20 protein-coding genes are annotated in these 25,749 nt (G+C 31.4%); 11 read left to right on the plus strand and 9 right to left on the minus strand.

The window, feature by feature from the left end; translation table 11 throughout:
- Nucleotides 1–7: 7 nt before the first annotated feature.
- The 5 genes from ACH5TX_RS08655 to rlmB all read left to right on the plus strand — a co-directional run bounded on the left by ACH5TX_RS08655 (nucleotide 8) and on the right by rlmB (nucleotide 4,986).
- Nucleotides 8–1,447 (plus strand): SusD/RagB family nutrient-binding outer membrane lipoprotein, encoded by a 1,440-nt coding sequence (locus ACH5TX_RS08655; protein WP_439339104.1) that lies wholly within the window; start codon nucleotides 8–10, stop codon nucleotides 1,445–1,447.
- Between the two features lie 18 nt (nucleotides 1,448–1,465).
- On the plus strand, nucleotides 1,466–2,134 hold the full coding sequence (locus ACH5TX_RS08660; RefSeq protein WP_439339105.1) for a BT_2262 family domain-containing protein: 669 nt from the start codon (nucleotides 1,466–1,468) through the stop codon (nucleotides 2,132–2,134).
- Nucleotides 2,135–2,150: 16 nt separating this feature from the next.
- Complete coding sequence (locus ACH5TX_RS08665) at nucleotides 2,151–2,639, plus strand: lipid-binding protein (RefSeq protein WP_439339106.1); 489 nt, start codon at nucleotides 2,151–2,153, stop codon at nucleotides 2,637–2,639.
- A gap of 101 nt (nucleotides 2,640–2,740) precedes the next feature.
- Nucleotides 2,741–4,195 carry an aryl-sulfate sulfotransferase gene (locus ACH5TX_RS08670; RefSeq protein ID WP_439339107.1) on the plus strand — a complete coding sequence of 485 codons (1,455 nt, stop codon included), beginning with the start codon at nucleotides 2,741–2,743 and terminating at the stop codon, nucleotides 4,193–4,195.
- 56 nt (nucleotides 4,196–4,251) lie between these two features.
- Nucleotides 4,252–4,986 carry a 23S rRNA (guanosine(2251)-2'-O)-methyltransferase RlmB gene (gene rlmB / locus ACH5TX_RS08675; RefSeq protein WP_439339108.1) on the plus strand — a complete coding sequence of 245 codons (735 nt, stop codon included), beginning with the start codon at nucleotides 4,252–4,254 and terminating at the stop codon, nucleotides 4,984–4,986.
- On the opposite strand, the gene ACH5TX_RS08680 is transcribed toward rlmB, so the two are convergent.
- Nucleotides 4,983–5,711: a rhomboid family intramembrane serine protease gene (locus ACH5TX_RS08680; RefSeq protein ID WP_439339109.1), complete on the minus strand. Its 729-nt coding sequence runs from the start codon at nucleotides 5,709–5,711 to the stop codon at nucleotides 4,983–4,985. The genes rlmB and ACH5TX_RS08680 overlap by 4 nt on opposite strands.
- Nucleotides 5,712–5,890: 179 nt before the next feature.
- On the opposite strand from ACH5TX_RS08680, the gene ACH5TX_RS08685 reads away from it, so the two are divergent.
- Nucleotides 5,891–7,168 (plus strand): replication-associated recombination protein A, encoded by a 1,278-nt coding sequence (locus ACH5TX_RS08685; protein ID WP_439339161.1) that lies wholly within the window; start codon nucleotides 5,891–5,893, stop codon nucleotides 7,166–7,168.
- A gap of 112 nt (nucleotides 7,169–7,280) precedes the next feature.
- On the opposite strand, the gene ACH5TX_RS08690 is transcribed toward ACH5TX_RS08685, so the two are convergent.
- The 4 genes from ACH5TX_RS08690 to radC all read right to left on the minus strand — a co-directional run bounded on the left by ACH5TX_RS08690 (nucleotide 7,281) and on the right by radC (nucleotide 10,986).
- The gene (locus tag ACH5TX_RS08690) at nucleotides 7,281–8,141 is read right to left on the minus strand and encodes a hypothetical protein (protein WP_439339110.1); all 861 of its coding nucleotides are present in this window, start codon (nucleotides 8,139–8,141) and stop codon (nucleotides 7,281–7,283) included.
- A gap of 105 nt (nucleotides 8,142–8,246) precedes the next feature.
- Nucleotides 8,247–8,939, minus strand: a complete 693-nt coding sequence (locus ACH5TX_RS08695) for a YjjG family noncanonical pyrimidine nucleotidase (protein ID WP_439339111.1) — start codon at nucleotides 8,937–8,939, stop codon at nucleotides 8,247–8,249.
- A complete protein-coding gene (locus tag ACH5TX_RS08700) occupies nucleotides 8,926–10,230 on the minus strand; it encodes a polysaccharide deacetylase family protein (RefSeq protein WP_439339112.1) in 1,305 nt (434 codons plus the stop codon). The genes ACH5TX_RS08695 and ACH5TX_RS08700 overlap by 14 nt, the downstream gene beginning before the upstream one ends.
- Before the next feature lie 57 nt (nucleotides 10,231–10,287).
- Nucleotides 10,288–10,986: a RadC family protein gene (gene radC / locus ACH5TX_RS08705; protein WP_439339113.1), complete on the minus strand. Its 699-nt coding sequence runs from the start codon at nucleotides 10,984–10,986 to the stop codon at nucleotides 10,288–10,290.
- 173 nt (nucleotides 10,987–11,159) lie between these two features.
- Between radC and ACH5TX_RS08710 the strand changes: the two genes are divergently transcribed.
- Nucleotides 11,160–12,230, plus strand: coding sequence for an N-acetylmuramoyl-L-alanine amidase family protein (locus tag ACH5TX_RS08710; RefSeq protein ID WP_439339114.1), 1,071 nt, complete (start codon nucleotides 11,160–11,162; stop codon nucleotides 12,228–12,230).
- A gap of 48 nt (nucleotides 12,231–12,278) precedes the next feature.
- On the opposite strand, the gene ACH5TX_RS08715 is transcribed toward ACH5TX_RS08710, so the two are convergent.
- The 3 genes from ACH5TX_RS08715 to ACH5TX_RS08725 form a co-directional block, all read right to left on the minus strand.
- Nucleotides 12,279–13,670, minus strand: coding sequence for a hypothetical protein (locus ACH5TX_RS08715; protein WP_439339115.1), 1,392 nt, complete (start codon nucleotides 13,668–13,670; stop codon nucleotides 12,279–12,281).
- An 81-nt stretch (nucleotides 13,671–13,751) separates the two neighbouring features.
- Entirely contained in the window at nucleotides 13,752–15,107 is a 1,356-nt protein-coding gene (locus tag ACH5TX_RS08720) for a UDP-N-acetylmuramate--L-alanine ligase (protein WP_439339116.1), read from the minus strand.
- A gap of 240 nt (nucleotides 15,108–15,347) precedes the next feature.
- On the minus strand, nucleotides 15,348–16,298 hold the full coding sequence (locus ACH5TX_RS08725; protein WP_439339117.1) for a tetratricopeptide repeat protein: 951 nt from the start codon (nucleotides 16,296–16,298) through the stop codon (nucleotides 15,348–15,350).
- A 187-nt stretch (nucleotides 16,299–16,485) separates the two neighbouring features.
- Here ACH5TX_RS08725 and ACH5TX_RS08730 point away from each other — a divergent pair, with 187 nt between their 5' ends.
- The 4 genes from ACH5TX_RS08730 (at nucleotide 16,486) to ACH5TX_RS08745 (ending at nucleotide 25,118) form a co-directional block, all read left to right on the plus strand.
- The gene (locus ACH5TX_RS08730; protein ID WP_439339118.1) at nucleotides 16,486–22,590 is read left to right on the plus strand and encodes an alpha-2-macroglobulin family protein; all 6,105 of its coding nucleotides are present in this window, start codon (nucleotides 16,486–16,488) and stop codon (nucleotides 22,588–22,590) included.
- Nucleotides 22,591–22,696: 106 nt separating this feature from the next.
- Complete coding sequence (locus ACH5TX_RS08735) at nucleotides 22,697–23,065, plus strand: DoxX family membrane protein (RefSeq protein ID WP_439339119.1); 369 nt, start codon at nucleotides 22,697–22,699, stop codon at nucleotides 23,063–23,065.
- 110 nt (nucleotides 23,066–23,175) lie between these two features.
- Complete coding sequence (locus tag ACH5TX_RS08740; protein WP_439339120.1) at nucleotides 23,176–23,700, plus strand: hypothetical protein; 525 nt, start codon at nucleotides 23,176–23,178, stop codon at nucleotides 23,698–23,700.
- Nucleotides 23,701–23,702: 2 nt separating this feature from the next.
- Nucleotides 23,703–25,118, plus strand: coding sequence for a M64 family metallopeptidase (locus tag ACH5TX_RS08745; RefSeq protein ID WP_439339121.1), 1,416 nt, complete (start codon nucleotides 23,703–23,705; stop codon nucleotides 25,116–25,118).
- Nucleotides 25,119–25,125: 7 nt separating this feature from the next.
- Here ACH5TX_RS08745 and ACH5TX_RS08750 read toward each other — a convergent pair whose 3' ends face one another.
- Nucleotides 25,126–25,647, minus strand: a complete 522-nt coding sequence (locus ACH5TX_RS08750; protein ID WP_439339122.1) for a DUF4136 domain-containing protein — start codon at nucleotides 25,645–25,647, stop codon at nucleotides 25,126–25,128.
- Nucleotides 25,648–25,749: the final 102 nt, after the last annotated feature.

The raw sequence follows: 25,749 nt of genomic DNA on the forward strand, positions 1-25,749 counted from the left end.
AATAACAATGAAAAAAATAATATTAGTATTAATTGGATTTGGAATTTTATTTTCTTGCGAAACGCAATTAGATATAAACAGAGACCCAGATTCTTTAACGCCAGCAGATTTAGCACTTGATGTTGAATTACCAGCAAGTATAACAGCAGTCGCAGGTGTTCAAGGAGCTAACTGGGCAATAATTGGAGGTATTTGGTCTCAAATGTGGGCACAAAGTTTATCTTCAAGTCAATATAGAGTAATTGATAATTATACACTAGGAACTACTGACGGTATTTCTACAGGTAGTTGGAATGCTGCTTATGATGGCTTATTAGATATTAGAAACATTAAAGCGAATGCTTTAGAAGGAGAAAACTGGAATTATTACTTAATAGCAACTACTTTAGAATGTTATTTATCTCAAATGTTAGTTGATTGGTACGGAGACATTCCATATACTGAGGCTAATAACCCTGAAATATTTCAACCAAATTTTGATTCAGGACAGGATGTTTACGATTTAATGATTTCAGACCTTGATAAAGCTTTAGGTTATAATTTAGGAACATCTGAAGGTAAAGCACCAGGAGCAGATGATTTAATTTTTGGTGGCGATATGACCAATTGGGTTAAATTTGCTAATACACTTAAATTAAAAATATTTTTACGCCAAACCGAAGCTAGGCCATCAGTTGCTCAAGCAGGAATTACTGCATTGTTAAACTCAAATGCTCCTTTCTTAGATGTAGACGCATCTTTGACAGGTTTTACAGATGCACCAAATTTGAGTAATCCTTTATATGAGTCAGACAAAAGACAATTAAATACTACACTAAATTTGAGAGCTAGTACAACTATGCATTCATATTTAACAGCTAATAGTGATGAAAGAATTTCTTTATACTATTCTCCAGGTAATTCATTAGATCAAGGAGATTATGATAGTACTGCGTCTCCAAGTTCTGTTGCTGTTTCAATATTACATCCTGAGACTCCTGTTTATTTTATAAGCCTTGAAGAAAGCTTATTTATGCAAGCAGAAGCTATGGAACGCTACAAAAGTGGTTCTGGAGCAAAAGCCTTATATGATGCAGCTATTGCAGAAAATTTTAACAAATGGACATTAGATGGTTCAACTTATACTGCTCCTTCTGGAGTTTATGAATATCCTACAGGTACATTTGATGATAAACTTACAGCTATAATTACTCAAAAGTGGTTAGCAAGTTATCCTGGAAATGGAGCAGAAGCCTTCTTTGAATGGCATAGAACTGGTATACCTGCTACATCTTCTGTTCCACAAACAGATGTTGGTTATGTTCCTGGTGAATTTGCAGTTTCAGTAACTGGTGTTCTTGGAAATGGTTTTCCTCAACGCTTATTATATCCTAACACGGAAACGTCTAGAAATGCAAATGCTCCAGCAGTGGCACCTATTACTACACCAATTTGGTGGAATAAATAATAAAAAAAAAGAGAAATTATGAAAAAAATATTAATGAGTTTAGTTTGTATTACAACACTCTTTTTGAGTTCTTGTACTACTGATACAACTGGTGATGTATCAAAAGTAACTGTTTTTCCTGAAATTTCGGCAAAAGGAGATCCTGTTATGTTTTTAGAATTAGGGGGAACTTTTGCAGATCCTGGGGCATCAGCTTCAGTTGCAGGAGCGCCTGTTGAATTTCAAACATCTAGTAATGTTGATAATAGTACGCCTGGATTTTATACTGTAAATTATTCAGTTGAAAACAGCGATGGTTTTGAAGCTGTAGCTTTTAGAACAGTAATTGTTTATGAAAACAATGGAACAGTTGCTGGAGTTTACTGGGGAAGAAGAACAACTAGAGGAATTGAAAGCCCTATTCTTGTGTCAACTAGATCTGACGGAAATTTTAATTGCACAGATATTTTAGGAGGTTATTATGAACAAAGTACAAATAATTACGGTCCAAATTATGGTGCAGATGCAGTAATTACAGTTGATATATCAGCAGGAACAGTAACTTCAACTGGTAGTACTATTGGTTTTGGTCCAGTATCTATGAGTGGAGGAACCATCTCTGCAGATGGAAGAACAATGAACTGGACAGGAACTTTAGATAATTATGCTTTTGGTTTTCCTGTAGAATTAGTTAAAATAACACCATAAATAAAACAATATAGAAATGAAAATATTTAAAAATAAATTTAAAGCACTACTTCTAAGTGCATTTTTAATCACATCATTTATTGCTTGTGATGAAGGTGGAAATCCCGATCCTGGAGCAACAGCTTTGGTTAATATAGCAGGCGACTGGACTGTAGACATTTTAAGAGATGGATCTGAATTTAGTCATGGACATATAAGTACATATAACACATCTGCTAATATAGCTACAGAATTCTGGTTAGATGATTTGGAAAGTGGATGGGGTTTAAAATCTAAAGTTAATTTTAACGAATCTGAATTAGCTTTTTCTGGAGAAAACTTAGCAGAGTTATATTATGATGTTACAGTTACTATTACAGATGGAGTATTTGTAAAAAATGGAACTACAGCTCCTAGTGGAACTGTAACTGATAGTATCTATTTTAAAGCTGTTTTTTCAGATGTTCCAACTCGAGTATTTGAGTATTATGGACATAAAAGAACAGGTTTTAGAGAAGATGAATAAATATTAGAATTTAGTTTTATATAAAAGTCATCCATATCTTTTTGGATGGCTTTTTTTTTATAAAATAATTAACTATTGTATCTTTATAAAAAATGTTTAGAATGAAATTTTATTATTCATTATATCTTCTTTTAACTTCTTTATTATTTACTTCTTGTACAAGAGATAATAACATCCCTCTAAACCAAGAAAAAAAACAACAACCAGATATAGACATAGAAATACCTATTTCAAATACTATAGGAGTAATAACAAATGAAAAAGGGATTTATGATGGCTATACATTATTTACTCCATCCAAATCAAAGAATACATACTTAATAAATAATTGTGGTGAAGTATTAAACCAATGGACAAGCAATTATTTTTCTGGAAAATCAGTTTATTTATTAGAAGATGGCTCTATTTTAAGGTCTGGTGAAATACTAAATCCGAATATAAAAATTGGAGGTATAGGAGGGGTTATAGAATTATTTGATTGGAATAACAATCTTATATGGAGCTACGAATACTCTTCTAATCAATTTAGTCACCATCATGATGCTATTCCAATGAAAAACGGTAATATACTATTATTAATAGCCTCAATAAAAACTGGAACAGAATCTATTGCAATAGGGAGAGATCCTGAAACCATGGCTACAAATGAATTATACAATGAACAAATAATAGAAATAGAACGTGTTGGGAGTAATGATATAAACATAGTTTGGGAATGGAATATTTGGGATCATTTAATTCAAGATTTTGATAATAAAAAAGCTAATTTTGGAATTGTAAGCGAAAACCCTCAATTATTAGATATCAACTTTGTTGGTAGGTCTGGATCAAAAGCTGATTGGTTACATGCAAATTCAATCCAATATAACGAGCATTTAGATGAAATAATTATAAGTTTTCAAGGCACTAGTGAATTTTTTATTATTGATCATTCAACGACTACCTCTGAAGCTGCAACGCATATTGGTGGAAATAAAGGTAAAGGAGGTGATATACTTTATAGGTGGGGCAATCCTGCAGCTTATAAATTAGGAACAAAAAATGATAGAACTTTATTTGGACAACATTACCCTCATTGGATACCAGATAATTATACAGACGGGGGTAAGATTTTAATTTTCAATAATGGATTAGATCGTCCAGATGGAGATTACTCAACTGTTAACATAATTAATCCTTTAAAGGATAGTTTTGGTAACTACTTATTTAATTCTGGGTCCCCATATGGACCAATCAGTGCCGAATGGGAATACAAAGACATTGGTAATTTCTTCTCAGAAATTATTTCAAGTGCACAACGTTTACCAAATGGAAACACTATAATATGTGAAGGACAAATGGGGCGCTTTTTTGAAATTAATGAAGTTGGACAAAAAGTTTGGGAATATATTAATCCAGACTCTGCAAATGGTATATTAAGTCAAGGAGAAGAAGGCTTAGATATCGCTGTTTTTAGAGCATTAAAATATAGCAAAGATTATCCTGCTTTTCAAAATAAAGACCTATCAGCAGGTAATCCAATAGAAATAAATCCAAATATTGGGAATTGCCAATAAAAGAATATACTAAAAAACCACCTCTACCGAGGTGGTTTTTTTTATACCTTTACCCCATGCAAGAACAAACACAAATTTTTGGTATTAGAGCTATTATTGAAGCTATAAATGCGGGTAAAACAATTGATAAGGTATTCCTTCAAAAAGGATTAAAAGGAGAACTGTTTAGTGAATTAGAAAGTGTATTAAGAAAAAACAGTATTAACTCATCTTATGTTCCTGTTGAAAAACTCAACAGATTAACAAGAAGTAATCACCAAGGTGCTGTGGCACAAATATCACCTATTGCTTTTCATGATATGGAAACGTTAGTTACTAGTGTTTTTGAATCTGGCAAAACTCCTCTGTTTTTATTGCTTGACCAATTAAGCGATGTACGTAATTTTGGTGCTATCATTAGAACTGCAGAATGCACTGGTGTTGACGGCATTATTATCCAGAAAAAAGGTGGTGCTCCTGTAAATGGAGATACTATTAAAACAAGTGCAGGTGCTGTTTTTAAAATTCCAATTTGTAAAGTAGATCATATTAAAGATGCTGTGTTTTTTATGCAAGCATCAGAAATCAAAGTAATTGCTGCTACCGAGAAAACAGACAACACCTTATACGATGTTTCTTTTAAAGAACCTTGTGCAATTATTATGGGTTCTGAAGATAGAGGTATAAATCCCTCTACTTTAAAAGTTGTAGATGCTAAAGCAAAGTTACCCTTGTTAGGAGATATAGAATCTTTAAATGTATCAGTTGCTTGTGGTGCTTTTTTATATGAAGCAGTAAGACAACGTCGCTAATCTTTATTTTCTTTATAAGTATAATTTATTGTAGGTGCTTGCTCCTCCTCTATTTCTGGTTCAATAGATTCTATAAAGTTTCCATCTGCATCAAAATGTTTTAAAAACGGATCGTTAGCTTCATTATAATGTTCCTGTTCCCAAATATATTTTTTTGGTTTTGCTATTTGCTTCCGAAAAAACAGAGCAAATAAAAGCCCTGTTATTAAACCCGATAAATGACCTTCCCATGAAATCTCTTCTTTAATTGGAGTAATACCCCAAATCATACTTCCGTAAAGAAAGATAACTAAAAGAGACAATGCTATTAACCGATAATGTTTAGCAAAAACACCTTTAAAAAAGGTAAAACTTACCAATACATAAATAAGTCCGCTTGCTCCTATATGATAGGATGGCCTCCCAATACACCAAGTTAAAAAACCTGAAAATAAAATTCCTAAAAGAATAACTTTCCAAGCAATGGGTCTATAGAAATAAAACAAAGCCATTGATAGCACAAATAACGGAATTGTATTATGATATATGTGTGTAATATCTCCATGAATAAACGGACTAAAAAGAATACCGCGTAATCCTTTTATTGTTTGAGGATACACGCCGTACTTACTAAAATTGAAACCAAAACGCACCTCAAACCAAAATACTAACCAAATAGTTAGCACAAAAAAAATGGGATACCCAACAACGCCTGTCGAGAATTTAAAATGTTCGTGTTGTTTCATTACACTAAATATAGCAAATAGTTAACCAACTTAGTATTTGGTGCTAAATTGGCAGATATACCCGCGTGAGGGATTATCTTTTAAGGATACTTCCAAAACAAATACAACCATTAATTATCCAAATTCTTTAAAAGATTTCTGTTTACACAGGAATAAATCTTTAATTTTACATTATGAATGTGAATGAACCTTTAGCGGAACGATTAAGACCCAAAACTCTAGAAGACTATATTAGTCAAACACACCTAGTTGGAGAAAGCGGTACATTAACGCAGCATATAAAACAAGGTTTAATTCCATCCATGATTTTTTGGGGACCACCTGGTATTGGAAAAACAACACTTGCCAATATTATTGCATCCGAATCTGGCAGACCCTTTTACACCCTTAGTGCCATAAATTCCGGAGTAAAAGATATTCGAGATGTTATTGAAAAAGCAAAGCAAAGTGGTGGTTTATTTACCACCAAAAACCCTATTTTATTTATTGATGAGATTCATAGATTTAGTAAATCACAACAAGATTCGTTATTACAAGCTGTAGAAAAAGGTTGGGTGACTTTAGTTGGAGCAACAACCGAAAACCCAAGTTTTGAAGTTATTCCCGCATTGCTTTCTCGCTGTCAAGTTTACATTTTAAATGCATTTGATAAAACCGATTTAGAAACCCTTTTAAAGCGTGCTATAGAAAAAGACGAACTCTTATCCAAAAAAGACATAAAACTAAAAGAAACAAGCGCCTTAATAAGACTTTCAGGCGGTGATGCAAGAAAGCTTTTAAATATTTTTGAACTGATTGTAAACTCTGAAGGTTCAGATTCTGTTATTATTACAGACGACCGTGTTTTACAAAAAATTCAAAACAATACGGTACGTTACGATAAAACGGGCGAACAACATTACGATATTATTTCGGCATTCATAAAATCTATTCGTGGTAGCGACCCCAACGCTGCGGTTTATTGGTTAGCACGGATGATTGAAGGTGGCGAAGATGTTAAATTTATTGCGAGACGCTTACTTATTGCTGCCAGCGAAGATATTGGAAATGCCAACCCCACGGCTTTGGTTATTGCAAATAATACCTTTCAGGCGGTTTCTACTATTGGCTATCCAGAATCCAGAATTATATTAAGTCAATGTGCAACTTATCTGGCATGCTCACCCAAAAGTAATGCAGCTTACACAGCTATTGGCAATGCGCAACAATTGGTAAAACAAACAGGCGATTTATCGGTACCATTAGGTATTAGAAATGCACCAACAAAGTTAATGAAAGAGCTTGGTTATGGAGATGATTATAAATATTCGCATAATTACGAAAACAACTTTGCAGAGCAAGAATTTCTACCAGACAGTATTAAAAACACCACATTTTACGAACCTGGTAATAATGCTAGAGAAAATGCACACCGCGAGTTTTTAAAACAACGTTGGAAAGATAAATACGGTTATTAATTTTTGGGCGTTACCCCAAGGGTCGGGCTTTCCGCTACAATCTTTTGCGAAAAGCAAAAGGATTTTCACTGCAATCCCTAACGCAACATCACGTTACAAAATAAACTTTATATTAAAATTTAATATTTAGAACTTCTTGCTTTAAAACATCATTCTCGTAATATTCTAAAACCCAATCAGTACCCTTTTTAGATAACGTACCGTTTTTATTTATAACTAAAAAAACATCCTTCATACTTGTTTTCTTAATTTTATAAACCACTTTTGGAGAGCTATCAACTAACTGAAAACCATTTTCAATTTCCTGAGCATATAAAACATTAGATGCTACTTTTTTTACAGCTACTTCTTTAGGCTCTACTTTTTCTACAGGAACCTCTTCTACTATTTCAACAACAGCTTCTTCAACCTCTTCAACAACCTCAGCTTTCTTTTCTTTTTTAAGAGTTTGAATTTCTTCTTTTAACTTTTTTATTTCTTCAGAAGTTTCAGCTTTAACTTCTTTCTTTGTTGATACTACAACTACATCTTCAGCTTTTGGTTCATACTTGTAATTAGCAGCTTCAATAGACTTAAAGGCATTACGAAGTGCTTCTGTATAAGCCTTTTTATATTCCTTCTCCCTACTCTCCCCTACTTCAGATGTATAAACAACTTGATCATTACAGCCTTTTAATGTCACTAATAATTTCGTTTTAAAAAGCCCATTATCTTTTGTAACATTAGATCGTAATGCCAAACATCTGTTTCTTACCAAATCTTCAGGGTATTCATCACCTTCCATCAAAGTTTCAAATCCATATTTATTAAACAAAAATTTAGTTAATGCATTTAATTGATATTGATTACTCTCTTTTAAAAAATCATATTTTGTTGGAACAATCACATATTTGTAATTGTTTAAATTGGCTTGTGCAAATACAGAAGTTACAATTAAGCATGTAACAAGTAAAGAAAAAAACTTAGTCTTCATTTTTATTAAATATATAGTTAAAACCTAAATGTAAATATACACTTTGTGTCTGTTAAATTATAAAATCATCTCATCTAAACGAGATAATTAACTTTTATTTTCGATTTACAAATACTTTTTCAAATCTAAAAGCGCATTAATTTGTTTCAAATTATTATCTAATGTCACATTATTAACATCAAAAAAAATGACATCCATTCCTATATCTAAAGCTCCTAAAATATCGGCTTCATAATTATCTCCAATCATAACACTTTTACTAACATCGGCATTTGCTAATTGTAGTGCATAGTTAAATATTTTAGGATTTGGCTTTTTAACGCCAACCATTTCAGAATTTGTAACCGTTTTAAAATAATGATGAATATTAGACTTCGTTAATTTACCATGTTGCACTTCTTCAAATCCATTTGTTATTATATGAAGATTGTATGTTGTACTTAGGTACTCAAGTATTTCAAACGTATTATCAAATAAGTGATTATAACTTGTTAAGTGTGTTATATAATCATCTGACAATTTATAAATTAAAGACGATTCAACTTGAAGATTTAATGCTAAAAAAGCATCATTTAGTCTACCAAAACGAAGCGCCTCCTTCTCAATTTTTTCTTCTCTATAAAGTTTCCAATACATTAAATTTATAGGTTCATAATGCGATAAAAAATACTGTAAATCAACTTCTATATTATTTATTTCAAATATTTTATTAAAAGTTAAGGCTGAGTTTTTATCAAAATCCCAAAGTGTATGGTCTAAATCAAAAAACACATCGGTAATACCATTAAGCTTCTTCATTTGCCGAATCTAAAATTATATTAAACAATTCTTTAAATCCATTCCATCTTTCTTTATCGCTAAAAGTATAGTTATGAAACACAGGAACAAACTCACCGTTTACTTGCTTTACTTCATTAATAATTTCGTTTAAAACTTTCTTTTTATCTAATAACGATTTTGTTTTTAAAAACGCATAGTCCATAAGATGATATGGACAAATTTTCAATGGTGTTTGTGTTTCATAATCTAAATCGTAAAATAAAAAAGGCGTGCATGATCCTGCTCTAAACCCAATTTCATTTACATAGCCCATGGTATAATCTTCTCTAATTTCTAATTCGGTATAGTTTCTATAAGATTCAGGCAAATTAAGTTTTGAAAACGACTGTCTAGAAGCTTTTAATGGGTTGTTAATAATATCTTCCATTCGCATTTTTTCCTTTTTCAATATAACAGCGTCATCAATAGCAAAAAATGACGTTTTTAAACCTACTTTACAATAATCTGCCACATGCTTTATAAGTGAAACAAATTTTTTATTATTAACGTTAATACCTTTATCGTAAGTTGAATAATCGCCAATCATGAAGAAAAACAAAAACTTAAACTTTGATTGTTTCTGTCTATTAATTATATACTTAAAAGTATCAAATGGGTCATGTTTAAAACCAAGAATTACCATGAATCTATAATACAAACTTTTAAACCTTAACCTAAACAAATCTTTTACAGCACCTCCAAAAGTTCTCATTATGCCTTTTAATTTATAACTGTAGGCACAAGGCACATCTATAATAGGTTTAATGCGATACGTTCTTTCTGAAAATTGATATTCTGGAAATTGATTTTGTAAAGCTTCTTTAAACTTATAGGCCCAAATATCAACCACTGGTTGATGTAAAAAATTGTTTTTATAAGCTATACTTTCAGAAGCTGTAAAACGTCCGTATTCGTCTTTTACATGTGGTAAATATTCTTCGTAACGCGATAACAAATAAAAGGACGCAGAAAAAATATCAAACGGCATGGAGCATTTATCGCCTATGTAAAAAAAGCATTTTGTAGCATCCCAATCGTGTATATTAAATTCAACATCACTTAGTCCTTGCTCAAATAAAATATCATGACTTTTTACAAAAAACTCATTACCCAGCTGTTGTTTTGTATAAGACATTTTTAAACTATCATGAGCAATAAAAGCCTCTATTTTTGTTGTAAAGGAGACCTCAACACCCAAAATTCGGGTACAAATATGTTTAAAAACATATTTTACGCGTGGTGTTATTTTATGTGTATAAACTAAAAGCATAGTCCCTCTCTGTCCTTTGGACATCTCTCCCAAAGGGAGAGAATATCGTTAATCAATTTATAATATTCCTTCATCGGCAAAACTAAAGTATGCATTTTCGGTTATAATAAGATGGTCTAATACTTTTATATCTAAACTTTCTGCTGCTATTTTTAATTTTGAAGTAATATGCTTATCGGCTTCACTAGGCTTTAAAGCTCCAGATGGATGATTATGTGCTAAAACTAATCCTGTAGCACCAACCTCTAACGAACTTTTTATTACCAATCGCACATCAACCAAGGTTCCTGTAATTCCACCTTTACTTAATTGATTTTTTTGAATAACCTTATTAGAATTATTTAAATAGATAACCCAAAACTCTTCATGTTGCAAGTCGCCAATAACAGGTTGCATAAGTTCGAAAACCGAATTACTAGACGTTATTTTCTTTTTATCTAAGGCCAATTCACCTCTTCGGCGTCTTCCTAATTCTAGAGCTGCTGCAATAGTTATTGCTTTAGCTTCGCCAATGCCCTTAAACTCGGTAAGCTGCTTAATTGATAGCTTTCCTAATTCGCTTAAATTATTATTAACACTTGCTAAAATTCGTTTACATAATGCTACCGCGCTTTCGTCTCTGTTACCCGATCCTATTAAAATAGCAACCAACTCAGCATCACTTAAAGCGGCCTTACCTTTATAGAGCAACTTTTCGCGAGGTTGATCGTCTTGACTCCAGTTCTTTATTGAAAACGATGATGGCTTTTCTTGCATTTGTTAAAGATAAATATTGTAATTCTATAAATCAACAATTGATATTAAAAAGGTATACCAAACATAAACTGTACTAAGCTCAAAATCTTGATTTTATAATAAACCCTAACTAAATCCGTTTATCACTAGACACTAAAACAACTTAACATCAGTTAATTAGAACAACTTCATAAATGCTTAAAAAACTATTCTGCTGCTTCTTTTTCCTTTTTACAAACATTTTAGTAATTGCACAAACACCTCAAAAAACAGTTATTGCAGTTAGGGGTGATGGCGTTTATTCCATACTTCGTAAAAATGGTATTGCCCCAACAAAGTACTTTAAAGAATTTATTAAACTAAATAAGAAAAACTTAAAACCGAACAACGGATTACTAATAGGTAAATCCTATATTTTACCAAGAATTGAAAAAGACTCAATAATTAACACAATAAAGCCAGCTGTAATAGTTAGTATTCCTAAAGAAACGACACAGAAACCTATTGATACAATGATACCAATAGAGAAAGTTAACAACCCTGTTTTTGGAAAAAAATACAATCCGGTTGCAATAGAAAACAAAAAACTAAAAGGTGCTATTTATTATTTAATTTCTGGACATGGTGGTCCAGACCCAGGAGCCACAGAAACATACAATGGGAAACTTATTTCTGAAGACGAATATGCTTATGATGTTACTTTACGTTTAGCGAGGATGCTTATATCTCATGGAGCAAAAGTTTATATCATTATTAAAGATAAGAATGATGGTATTCGTGATGGCAAAATATTAGAAGTAGATTATGACGAATTTTGCTACCCAGAAAACACTATTCCTAGAAATCAAAAATTAAGATTACGACAACGAACAAAAGCTGTCAATAATTTATATTTAAAACATAAAGGCGCTTACCAAAGGTTAATTGTTACACATGTTGACAGCCGAAGTAAAAGCAAAAACATTGATGTATTTTTCTATCATCATATTAACAGTAAAAGCGGCAAACGGTTAGCCGAAAACATTCATAATTCTTTTAAAGAAAAATACACAGAACACCAACCAAATAGAGTATACGCTGGTACAGTAAGCTCAAGAGGTCTATATTTAATAAAAAATACATTGCCAGCCATGGTTTATATTGAATTGGGTAATATAAAAAATAAGAAAGACCAAAAACGAATTCTTAATTTTGAAAACAGAGAAGCCTTAGCAAATTGGATTCATAATGGGCTTTTGGCTGATTATGATGAGAGTGGAAATTAAGTTTTAAACTTATTAAAAAACAAAAACCGACACTCTTTAGTTAAACTTCTAATCAAATTTTTCAATTAATTGCATTGGAAATTGAATTCTGAGTTTATCTTGCTCATCTCGATAATCTTTATAGTTATCCCATCTATGTTTTTTAAAAAACTTTTGATTTTTATGACGCAACTCTTCTACTGCTTCACGATGAGCTGATAACACATTAATATAATCTTGATAGGTTGCTTCCTTTTGATAAGAATATTCGAAAAGGACGTCTTCATTAATATAATTCTTAAACTCTTCTGACAACTTTTTATCAAAAATTATTGAATTATTCACTTTCACTAAACTTCCTACAGATACTCTTAACGTATCCATTGGAATTTGATTTTCAGAAAAATATGGCATGTTAAAATAAAATGGTATTCGGATATTTGTAGTGTCTTTTAAACTCAAAACACCTTTTGAAATTTTGAACTTGATTGAATTTACATCATAGCTTTTAGTCAAAGTATCTTCAGAAATAACATATAAAACTCTACTTTGGTTTATACTTATTAGTTCTGCCTCTATTTTTTTAATATATCTTATATCTAAATTTTTGTCAGCCGAAATTTGGACGAACATAAAATGAATTAATTCTTCTCTTAATTGTTTCCTTTCATGTACAATAATATTTGGAAGTTCATTTAAATCTATTCTTTCTCTTCTTTCTGTATATATTGCCAAATCTCCTTTGGTATCTAATTCTACTTTAAAGGAAACTCTTGGATTCCTCCAACCTAAAGGTTCGTCATGAAATTTTGAACTTGGCAAATTGATTATAGGGTTGTTTTCAAGCAGACCTTTATCTATAGATTTATAGTCAATAACATTTACCCAACTTAAGCCAAATGATAAGACAATAAGAATTACTAAATGAAGAAATTGTATTTTTATTCGGTTCTTTGGAAGAACCCTAGATAAAGCTTTCCAAGACTCTAAATACAATACAAAAAGTAAAAGATAAGCATATAATTTAAAAGAAGGTAAAAAGTTAATATCAACACAACACATTGTTATAACTCCAAAAACAAATCCAATTTTCACAAACCAATAACTGAAAGAAAAATTAAGAAATATTTGATCATTTATAATCCTTTTTCTTAGTGGATTTAATCTAGAAATAACTCTTGAAGGTCTACTAGTAATTGAAAGGATAGTTATCGAATTTCCAAAAACTATCGATAACCCTGCAAAGAATAAATTATAAAACCTTCTTTCTGAACTGTTGAAGATATGTGGTGTATCATCATAACCAAAAGAGAACAATCTAAAAGCCTCATTTAAAGCACAAAGAAAACTATAAATCGTTAAAGTTGACAATAAACCAATCATAATAGAAATTACAACCCAGTTTGTTGGAACACGTTTAAAGCTTACACGTGAATCATAAAAAAGTCTACTGAATTTCATATGGCAGATATTTATACTAAATTAGTATAAATTGTCCCCAAATAGTTACAAGAAAATAATGACAATTTAAAATTAGATAGATTACTCAATCAGCTCCTTAACAGCATCAAAATCCAAACCACCATAATTACCTGAACTCATTAAAAGCAAAGCTTTATTATCAAAATTTTGCGAGAATAAAAAGGCTTTAAAATCGTCTGGATTGGTGTAAATAATTAAATCGTCTCGCTGAAAAGCATTTGATATTTGATTGTGTGTTACTTCTTCTAGTTTTTTAATTTCAACGGCGTGTGGAGAATAAAATACTATTGCAACATCGGCAGCATCTAATGCGCCTTTGTATTCTTTTAAAAATTCAGCATTTAAACTACTATAAGTATGTAGTTCTAAACAGGCAACCAAGGTTCTGTTTTGGTATTGTTCCTTAACGGCTTTGGTAGTAGCTTCTACTTTACTTGGTGAGTGTGCAAAATCTTTATAGGCAACACTGGTTTTAGTTTCAGCTATTTTTTCTAAACGTTTGCTGGCGCCTTTAAAAGTAGCAATGGCTTCGTAAAAATCGTCTTCATCAATGCCCATATGTTGGCAAATCCACTTAGCGCCTGCTAAATTGTTTAGATTATGTTTCCCAAATACTTCGATAGGCAATGCGCCTTCTGGCGTTTCTAAAAGTGTTTCGCCGTTTTCAACGGTATATTCTGGAGTTTTATAAGCTATTTTTCTAATGGTATTTTCGCTAGCTTCAACAACGCGTTTAACTTCTGGGTCTTCTTCGTTGTAATTAATACTTCCTCCGTTAACAATAGAATCGACAAAAATGCTAAACTGCTCTACATAATTCTCGTAGGTTGGAAACACGTTAATATGATCCCAAGCTATACCACTTAGCAAAGCAATATTGGGCTTGTATAAATGAAATTTTGGTCGCATATCTATTGGCGAACTTAAATACTCATCACCCTCTAGCACCATGAAATCATTATCTTCTGTAAGTTTTACCATAACATCAAAACCTTCAAGCTGCGCACCTACCATATAATCAACATCACGATCGTGATAATGCATAACGTGAAGAATCATAGAAGTTATAGTTGTTTTACCATGACTTCCTCCAATAACCACACGAGTTTTATGCTTAGACTGTTCGTACAAAAACTCTGGATACGAATAAATTTTAAGTCCTAATTCTTGAGCTTTTAAAAGTTCGGGGTTATCAGCTTTTGCATGCATGCCCAAAACAATAGCATCTAAATTTTGAGTTATTTTTTCTGGATACCAGCCAAAAGTTTCTGGCAAGAGTCCTTTGACATCTAATCTAGATTTTGATGGTTCAAAAATAGTATCGTCGCTTCCTGTTACTTGGTATCCTTTATTGTGTAATGCAATGGCTAGATTATGCATGGCAGAACCTCCAATAGCTATAAAATGTACGTTCATGGTATTGTTTTGAATACTTCAAATATACTTTTTTGCCACGAATACACGAATATTTTATGTTTGAATTTTGACTCTAAATTAAAAAGAAAATGGTGATAGCTAAGACTGAAAGCAGCAAATATACCCGCGTTAGGGATTGAACGGTTCGACTGCGCTCACCGCAGGCTAAATGTTTGAGCTCTCCCGTTTTTTTCGGGAAGCGAGTAGTGAAAGCCCGACCTGAAAGGTAACGCCCAAATACTAAAGATTTGAAATTTTCGCCTTTAGCTTATAGAACATCTTGATTTTTGGCAATTTGGCAAGGGCTAAATCAATATACTTTAAGGCTTCTGTTTTATTGTTTTTATGCATATAAATTTGTGCCAACCGGTAATGCGCCCATGCTTTTGGAACGCCATCGGCTTCTGAATAATTTTTTAAATAAGTGTTTAAACATTGCTCCCCTTTTTCTAATTCGACATTATACTCTGCTGCCACTTTTCCTATTTGATAATGCAAAGCATTTCGGTTATGTTTCTTTTGAGCTTCTTGTATGTTTTTAATAGCTTTTTCGGGCGCTTCCTCTTTTTCGTAGAGCTTTGTTAACTTATTAAAACAGGTTAACGATCCGCCTTCTTTTATTGCCATTTTATAATATTTTTCGGCTTGTTCAGGTTCGTCGTCATACTCATAAATATAGCCTTTGGCTAGATAGCCATCAACTTTTGAAAGTTTTTCTAGCTCTTCTGCATAATGTAGCGATTTGCTTTTACTACCTCCAATAATTCCGGGTAATTGCATGTACAATTCTACCAAAGCCCAACGGGTTTCTATATGGTTGGGATCTAACTCGGCAGCTTTAATAAATGATGCTTTTACATCTCCTATAAAGCTAATAGCTTTTAGTTTATTTTGTAATGCTTTCATGCCCAAAACACCTCCGTACTTGTAATGATAATTTGCGCTTTTAGGATTTATTTTTACTAATTTTTTATAAGAATCAATAGCCTCATTCCATTTTTTTTGATGTCCGTAAGCATCTCCTAAAAGCTCAATGGCTTCTATATTATTAGGGTTTGTTTTGAGATATTGGCTAATTAAAGTTTCTGCTTTTTCAAATTGATTATTTTTAAAAAGCATTTTTACATCATCAAAACTTGTTTGGCTAAATGCCAATAGAGGATAAATCAATAAGAACCAAAAGATTTTCATAGAAATTGAGTCGGTATCACAAAAATAAGCTTTCAGTAATAAACTGAAATTATTTTAACATTTACACTTAAATATTGACTTCGGTTTTATTGATAAAAATCCTACCTTCACTCAACCAAACAACCGCTTTACTCATTTCTGTTTTTGGTATAACTTTTGAAAGTAATTTAGAGGTAAACTTTTAGCTATGAAATACACACTATCTATATTAATGATTATTCTTTTTTCTAATTTCTCTAAAGCACAAACCAATGATTACAAAAATCTTTGGAGCAAAGTTGATGCGTTTGAAATACAAGGTTTACCAAAATCGGCATTAAAAGTTGTTGAATCTATTGAAAAGCAAGCCACAAAAGAAAACAACGCACCTCAACTTATAAAAACGATGCTTTTTAAAAGCAAATTTGCGTTAATTTTAGAGGAAGATGCGCAGCTAAAAATTATTAATGATTTTAAAACTGAAATTAAGAAAACCACATTTCCAACAAAAAACATTTTAGAAAACTTACTTGCCAATTTATACTGGCAATACTTTAACCAAAACAGATGGAAATTTTATAATAGGACTAAAACATTGGAAAAAGTAGATGCAGAAGATTTTAGAACTTGGGATTTAAAAACACTTTTTAACGAGGTTCATGTGCATTACCAAAACTCGCTACAAAACAGATTAATGCTTCAATTAGAACCTTTAAACAAGTATGATGATATATTAAAACTTCAAAAGGATTCTAAAATATACAGACCAACATTGTTTGATTTTTTAAGTCATAATGCCTTAGAATTTTATAAAACAAATGAAACTAACATTAGCAAACCTGCTTATAAGTTTGAAATTGATAATGCTGAATTTTTGAGTGACATGCATACATTTTCAAGTTTAAAAATAAAATCAAAAGATTCAACCTCATTGCAATTGAATGCTTTAAAAATTTATCAAGATTTAATTCAGTTTCATTTAAAAGATGATTCGCCTTTAGCTTTAACTGATGTAAATATTAATCGTTTAAAGTTTGTTAATCAATTCGCAACCTTTAGTGACAAACAAACTATATTATTAGAAACCTTAAAAGCTGAAAGAGAAAAACTCAAAGCCCATGAAGCATCAACATTGTATGCTTATGAAATAGCCTCCATATACTACAACCAAAGCAATGAATACCAAGCAAGAACAAAGGAAGAACACCGTTGGAAAGCTAAAGAGGCTATAGATATATGCAACAAGATAATTTCTAAATTCCCAAAAAGCAAAGGTGCAGAAAAATGTGCTGTTTTAAAGCAACGTATTGAGCAACAAACTCTTCAAATTACAACAGAAAGTTATCTTCCAATTCTTCAAGATGCACGTTTATTAATTAAATATAAAAACTTAAATCGACTACAATTTAAAGTTTATATACTAACTCGAAATGAATTAGAAAAATTTAATAAAATCTATAAAAAAGAAGAACAATTAGATTTTATTAAGAAATTAAAAGCAACAACCAAATGGGACTCTAACTTACCTAACGAAAACGATTACCAAACACATACAACTGAAGTTTTATTGCCAAAATTACACAACGGCAATTATTTAATTTATGGAGCACCTGAAAACGATAAAAATACGTTTGCATTTAGCACGATACAAGTCACTAATTTAGCGCTAGTTGAAAACAATAATGAAGACCATAAAACCTTTCAAGTTATAGATAGAAATAACGGAAAACCAATTGTTGATGCTAAAGTTGAACTTAGTTTTATAAAAAATAATAGCCGAAACATACAAACTAAAAATTACACAACAAATACAAAAGGGCTTATTAAATTTGAAAAAAACAACAACTCCTACAGAAATTTTAAAGCAAAAGTTAACTACGAAAACGACTTAGCATATTTTGGGAATTACTATGTGAACCGAAAATACAAACAAGAACAAGAAACAGTAAATTATAAATCTTTCTTATTTACTGATAGAAGTATTTACAGACCTGGACAAACCGTATACTTTAAAGCTATTGCTATGAAAACTAACGATGGTAAATCTGAAGTTTTAGAAAATGAAAACGTTTACGCTATTTTGTATAATGTAAATGGTGAAGAAATAAAAGAACTTAATTTTAAAACTAATGAATTCGGCTCAATTTCAGGGGAATTTATTTTACCAAACAATGGATTAACAGGACAATACCATATTGAATTTGATGCAAAATCTGGTTATGACATGGAAAGTCACCACTACTTTTCTGTTGAAGAATATAAACGCCCTAAGTTTGAAACCAAATTTAATCCAGTAACCGACACCTATAAAGTAAATGATTCTGTAACTATAAAAGGTAATGCTTTAGCTTATGCTGGTAGTAATATTACCGATGCTAAAGTAGTGTATCGTGTACATCGAAAAGTAGAATATCCACGTTGGTATTATTGGTATCGCCCAAATTTCAATAGTGAATCTCAAGAAATAACGCATGGAGAAACTATTACAAACGAAAAAGGTGAATTTGAAATCACTTTTAAAACGCAACCAGACCAAAGTGTAGATAAAAGTAGTCTCCCTATTTTTAAATATGAGATTACTGCCGATGTTACCGATTTAAATGGCGAAACACGAAGTGCAACAACTATTGTTAATGTTGGGTATCATACCTTAATGGCAAATATGTCGATCGAAAATCTTTTAGATAAAACTAAAAAGACACACGTCATAAATATTGATACAAAAAACTTAAACGGAGAATTTATTCCCGCTAAAGGAACTATTAAAATTTATAAATTATTAGCTCCAAATTCGGTTTTAAGAGTGCGTCCTTGGCCAGCTCCAGATTATCAAAATATTTCTGAAGAAACTTTTAAAAACCTTTTTCCGCATGATGCTTATACCAATGAACAAAATTCTAATAATTGGAAAAAAGGAAAACTTGCTTTTATAGCGTCTTTTAATACAGCAAACACAACCAAACTTAATCTTGGTAAAATTAAAAAATGGCAATCGGGAGAATACATCATCACTTTAGAAAGCAAAGATAAATTCGGGCAAATTGTAAAAGATGAAATTAAAACAACACTTTATAGTGATACAGATAAAACTTTAGCAGACCATCAACTATTCAGTATTACAAGTAATAAACCTAGTTACAATACAGGAGATACAGCTATTATAACTTTAGCCTCGGCAGCCTACAATTTAAACGTTACTGTTTCTATTGAAAAACAACACAAAATTATAAAAACACATGTCATTCAATTAAACAACAGTAAAGAAACAATTCGAATTCCAATAACCAGTGAGGATATTGGTGGATTTTCTATACAGTATAGTTTTGCTGCCTTTAATAGTTTTAAATCTGGTAGCTTAAATATTTCAGTACCGTATCCTAAAACCGATTTAGATATTGAAACCTCCACTTTTAGAGACAAGCTACAACCAGGAACTGATGAAACTTGGAGTTTTAAAATTAAAGGACCACAAGGAGAGAAAGTAAGTGCCGAATTACTAGCTAGTATGTATGATGCTTCTTTAGATCAGTTTAAACCTCATACTTGGAGTTTTAATCCCATTTCAAACCCAACATATTTCTCATACAATCAAAGCAATGCTATACAAAGCTTTGGAACACGTAGTTTTAGAGTTTATAATAAACGGTTTCGTTCATATTATAAACATCAAAATTATGATCAGCTAAATTGGTTTGGATTTAATTTTGGGAATAATGATTTTAAACGTTTGAGCATATTTAGAGAATATGCAGTGGAAGAAAAAGAATCTGATTTAGACGAAGTTGTAGTTGTTGGATATGGCACACAAAAGAAATCAAGTATAGTAGGTTCTGTCTCATCTGTTAGATCTGAATCAATAGAATTAGAAGACAAATTTAATTCCGATATGGAAATACCAAATGCCCCAACACCTTCACAGAATTCTATAAACAAAAAACCAAACTTCGACAACATCAAAATCCGTAAGAACCTTCAAGAAACAGCATTTTTCTTTCCGCAGTTAAAAACAGATGAAGAAGGCAACGTAAGTTTTAGCTTCACAACACCAGAAGCTTTAACCCAATGGAAACTACAATTATTAGCACACACCAAAACCTTAGAAAGCGCTACTAAAACTTTAACCACTGTCACCCAAAAAGAATTGATGGTTATTCCAAATGCACCACGTTTTTTACGTGAAGGCGATAATATTACCATTAGTTCAAAAATTACAAACCTAACAGAGAAAGAACTTACAGGACAAGCTATTTTAATACTAACAGATGCTATTTCTGGGAAAGATATTACCACAAAGCTACTCAATTCTCCCCCTTCGGGGGAGCTAGAGGGGGCTGCCTTCAACGTTCAAGCTAAAGGCAACACCCAAGTATCATGGAATCTAAATATTCCTGATGATGTACAAGCTGTGCAATATAAAATAATAGCGAAGTCTGGAACTTTTAGCGATGGCGAACAAAATGCATTGCCTGTTTTAAGCAACCGCATGTTAGTTACTGAAACATTGCCTATGTGGATTCGCTCTAACGAAACAAAAACATTCTCTTTAGATAAGCTAAAAAGTGCAGGCTCGTCAACAACACTTAAAAACCATAAGCTTACTTTGGAAATGACTTCCAATCCAGCATGGTATGCGGTACAAGCACTTCCGTATTTAATGGAATATCCTTATGAGTGCAACGAGCAGACGTTTAGCAGATATTATGCCAATGCTTTAGCAAGTCATATAGCAAATTCTAACCCTAAAATTCAAGAAGTCTTTAATCAATGGAAATCTCAAGATGCGTTAATTTCTAATCTTGAAAAAAATGAAGAATTAAAATCTATCTTAATTCAAGAAACACCTTGGTTACGTGATGCACAAAGTGAAACTGAGCAGAAAAAACGTATCGCCTTGTTATTCGATTTAAATAAAATGAATAACGAATTACAATCTGCCATGCGCAAATTAGAAAACAACCAAATGCCATCAGGAGGTTGGGCTTGGTTTAATGGTGGTCGAGAAAATCGATATATTACACAACATATTATTACTGGCTTTGGTCATTTGAATAAGTTAGGTGTTACTCTAAACACCAATGAGAAGGGTCATAATAAAATAATCAAAAGTGCCATCAACTATTTAGATGCTCAATTTATAAAAGAATACAAAGACATTAGAAAATACAATGAAAAAGTAGATTTAGCCAAAAACCATTTAAGCCATACGCAATTACATTATTTATACATGCGAAGCTTTTATCCAGAGATAAAAAAAACAAAAGAAGTTGAAACCATTATAGCATATTATCAAACTCAAATTCAAAAATATTGGTTGAGTAATTCTCTATATTCAAAAGGATTAATGGCTTTAATTTCACATAGAAATGAAGATTATAAAACAGCTTCTAAAATATTGAAGTCTTTAAAAGAAACGAGCATTACTTCCGAAGCATTAGGTATGTATTGGAAAGCAAATACTAATTCTTGGTATTGGTATCAAGCACCTATTGAAACACAAGCGCTTTTAATTGAAACTTTTTCAGAAATTGAAAATGATACTGAAACCATTGATAATTTAAAAATATGGCTTCTTAAAAATAAGCAAACTAACCAATGGAAAACAACTAAAGCGACTACCGAAGCTGTTTATGCCTTATTGCTTCAAGGAAATGATTGGCTAAGTGTAACCGATATGGTTGATGTGGTTATAGGCAGACAACAAATAGAGCCTTCAAAACTTGAAAACGTAAAAATTGAAGCTGGAACGGGTTATTATAAAACAGCATGGAATTCTGAAGAAATTAAACCTGAAATGGCTAAAGTTACCCTAACAAAAAAAGGAAATGGTATTGCATGGGGAAGTTTATACTGGCAATATTTTGAAGATTTAGACAAGATAACATCAGCTGAAACACCTCTTAAATTGAGCAAAAAACTATTCCTTAAAAAGAATACGGATAATGGTGAAGAAATAACTGAAATTACAAAAAGTACGCATTTAAAAGTAGGCGATTTGGTAAGTGTTAGAATAGAATTACGAAACGATCGTGCTATGGAATTTGTACACATGAAAGACATGAGAGCTTCTGGTTTAGAACCTGTAAATGTTTTATCACAATACAAATGGCAAGATGGCTTAGGATATTATGAAGCGCCTAAAGACGCCTCAACAAACTTCTTTTTTGATTATTTACCAAAAGGTGTTTATGTATTTGAATACGATTTACGTGTAAATAATGCTGGTAATATGAGTAATGGCATAACAACCATACAAAGTATGTATGCTCCAGAATTTAGCAGTCATAGCGAAGGGAAAAGAATTAATATAGAATAATTTAAATACAACATAGTTAGTTTCAATAAGCACTTCCGGCAAAGACTTATGTAAGATTTATTTTTATTTTATTATCTTTAAAGTTACTAACTAAAAACATTTTATTATGAATTCAAAAGTTTTTATGGCTCTAAGAATCCTTCTTGGAGTATTCGTTTTAGTTTTCGGACTAAACAAATTTCTTCATTTTATTCCAATGGAAGGAATGTCTGATGCAGCTGGTGCTTATTTTGGAGCTTTAATGTCTGCAAAAGTAATAACACTTGTTGCTATTGTAGAAATTATTGCAGGTTTAGCTTTAATTTTCAACAAGTACGGTGCTTTGTTAGCATTAATTTTAATGAGTGTTTCTGTAAATGCAGTACTATTTCATGCAACTCTTGACCCAGGAGGTATTGGTGGAGCTGCAGTTTTACTTATTCTAAACATTATTGTTCTTTATGGCTATAAAGACAGCTACAAAGCGCTTTTATAAAAATAATATAATTTCATATTACTAAAAAGAGGCTTTTTTTAAGTCTCTTTTTTCATATAACAGCATTTCGTTTTAATTCTTAACTTTACACGAAATAAATAATTATTAGTTTGAAAAAACTATTACTCCAAAACAATTCTATTTACAAATACTTTAATGCAATTATTTTACTTCTTATTGTATTATTAGTCATGTCTTGTGGAACAAAAAAAAGCATCACCCAAAAAGATGTAACACAAGAAATAAACCCAAAGCTTCTTTTTTTAAACTATACCATTTCAAAAGATAAGAATGGTAAAAAATCAATCCAGTTTATTAATAAAATAGTTACTGAAGGCAAAGCAAAACCTAACAGTAACAAACACATTAAAACAGGTAGAATAGGCGATTTAAAATGTTTTCAATTAGATAAAGATTCTACAGAAATTAATCATGTTATTATCAAAAACCCATTATCGAAAACAATTGAATCCGTTAACGACTCTCTTATTTTTGAAAACAAAAACGTTATATTAAACAAAGCACCTATATCTTTAAGGTTACAATTACATAATAAAACCAAATTAATAATTGTTAGTGAAATAATAGATGCTTTAGAAAATAGCACCCCTTTAATTTCTACAAAGCTTGATTAATTATGAAGTATTTCTTTATATTTATTATACTAATTAGTTTTCAACCTATCACTGCTCAGGTTTTTGAAGTATTACCTATTAAAGTTTCTGGTGATGACAAAAGAATAAACCTTGTTATTTTAAGTGAAGGCTATCAAGAAAATGAGCTTGATAAGTTTATAACTGACGCTACTAATTTCACAAATAAAGTTTTTAACGAATCACCTTTTAAAGAATATGCAAGCTATTTTAATGTTTATGCAATAAAAATACCATCAAACGAAAGTGGTGCAGATCATCCTGGAACCGCTACTAACGTTACTGAACCATATAACAATTTAGCAACTACGTTTGTAGACACATATTTCAATGCTACTTATGATTCTTTTGGAACCCATTGGCTCCTATATTATGAAATAGATGGTAATAGTGCTAATAATACCGAGGTAAAAATAAATACTGTTTTAGCTACTAATTTCCCAACTTACGATCAAGCTTTAATTCTAGTAAATTCTTCTGAATACGGCGGTAGCGGAGGTGATTTTCCTATGGCATATACTGGATATTGGGGAACCAATGTTATTATGCACGAAATAGGTCATTCTTTATTTAATTTAAAAGACGAATATTATCCTGGTGATATTTTAGCTGCTGAAGCTATAAATATGACAAAAGAAACAGACCCTAATTTAGTAAGGTGGAAAAACTGGATAAACGATAATGGTGTTGGAGTCTACCAATACACATGTGATACTGGAAATTGTGCAGATTGGTATAAGCCTCATCAAAATTGTATCATGGAAAATATAACCAAAACATTCTGCTCCGTTTGTAAAGAAGGCATGATTGAAAAAATACATGAATTAGTATCGCCCATTGACACTTACACACCAACATTAAACACTCTTGACAATTCTAGCTTTCCTATTGATTTTCACTTAGAATTAATAAAACCAAACCCGAATACTTTAAAAAGTAAATGGACTTTAAACACAGTAGATTTTGCAACCGATGTAGACGATGTTTCTATTTTAGAAACTGATTTAGAAACAGGAATTAACACATTAACTGCCACTGTAAATGACGACACATCTTTTTTAAGAGTAGACAACCATGACACATTCCATGTTTACACCGTAACTTGGACTATTGACAATACATTAGGCATTGAAAACATTACCTCAGAAATAAATACCTACAACATCACAATGTTTCCTAATCCTTCGAATGACCTCGTTAATTTTAAATTAGAAAGTACTGGTGATACTATAATGACAATTGAAATTGTATCGTTAGATGGTAAAAAAATAAAAACGACTTCAATATCTAATTACGAAACACATCAAGTAGATATTAGCAATTTAAGACAAGGTATTTATTTAACTAATTTCTATGCTAACAATGTGCTTACTGCTAGTAAAAAATTAGTTAAAAAATAGATTTAATCTACTTTTTAGGCGGATACTGCACTAACACCTTTTCTACAATAGCATTTAAACGAGCTTCTCTTTTTTCTGGTGTCGCTCTAGGGTTGAAACTAGATTCGCTAACTGCTTGCCAAAATAACTGTTTCTTATTTTCGTCTACAAAATCGATAGTAATTTCACGATTTACATTAGCCTGACCAATAGGTAAACCAATAGAGATTCCGCCACCCATATTTCCGCCACCACCTCCTACTCCAACACCTACGGTTTGTCGTTGAGAAGCTTGAAACTCACTACTTTTTATATCAATAAAAAAATCTGGTGCATCAGATAACACAAAGCCTTTCTCTTTCATTTTAAGGTCTAAAGCATCTAAAAGACGTTTAGTATCTAATTCGCTTAAACCCGTTTTCATATCGCTATAATAATTATAGGTTTTATACTTGGTAAAGTCTGTCCCCTTTTCATAATCGTAATTCACATAAATTGGAGCGCAAGAAGCTACTAACAGAAACAAAGCGATTGTTTTAATAAATTTCATATTCTATTTTTTTATAAAATTAATCAAAAATTGTTCCGTTTATACAAAAGGTAATTGTTAAAAAACTTCAAAATTTAATATGTTCTTTCTATATTTAATAAA

The sequence above is a fragment of the Thalassobellus citreus genome, assembly GCF_044385915.1.
Taxonomy (GTDB): domain Bacteria; phylum Bacteroidota; class Bacteroidia; order Flavobacteriales; family Flavobacteriaceae; genus Thalassobellus; species Thalassobellus citreus.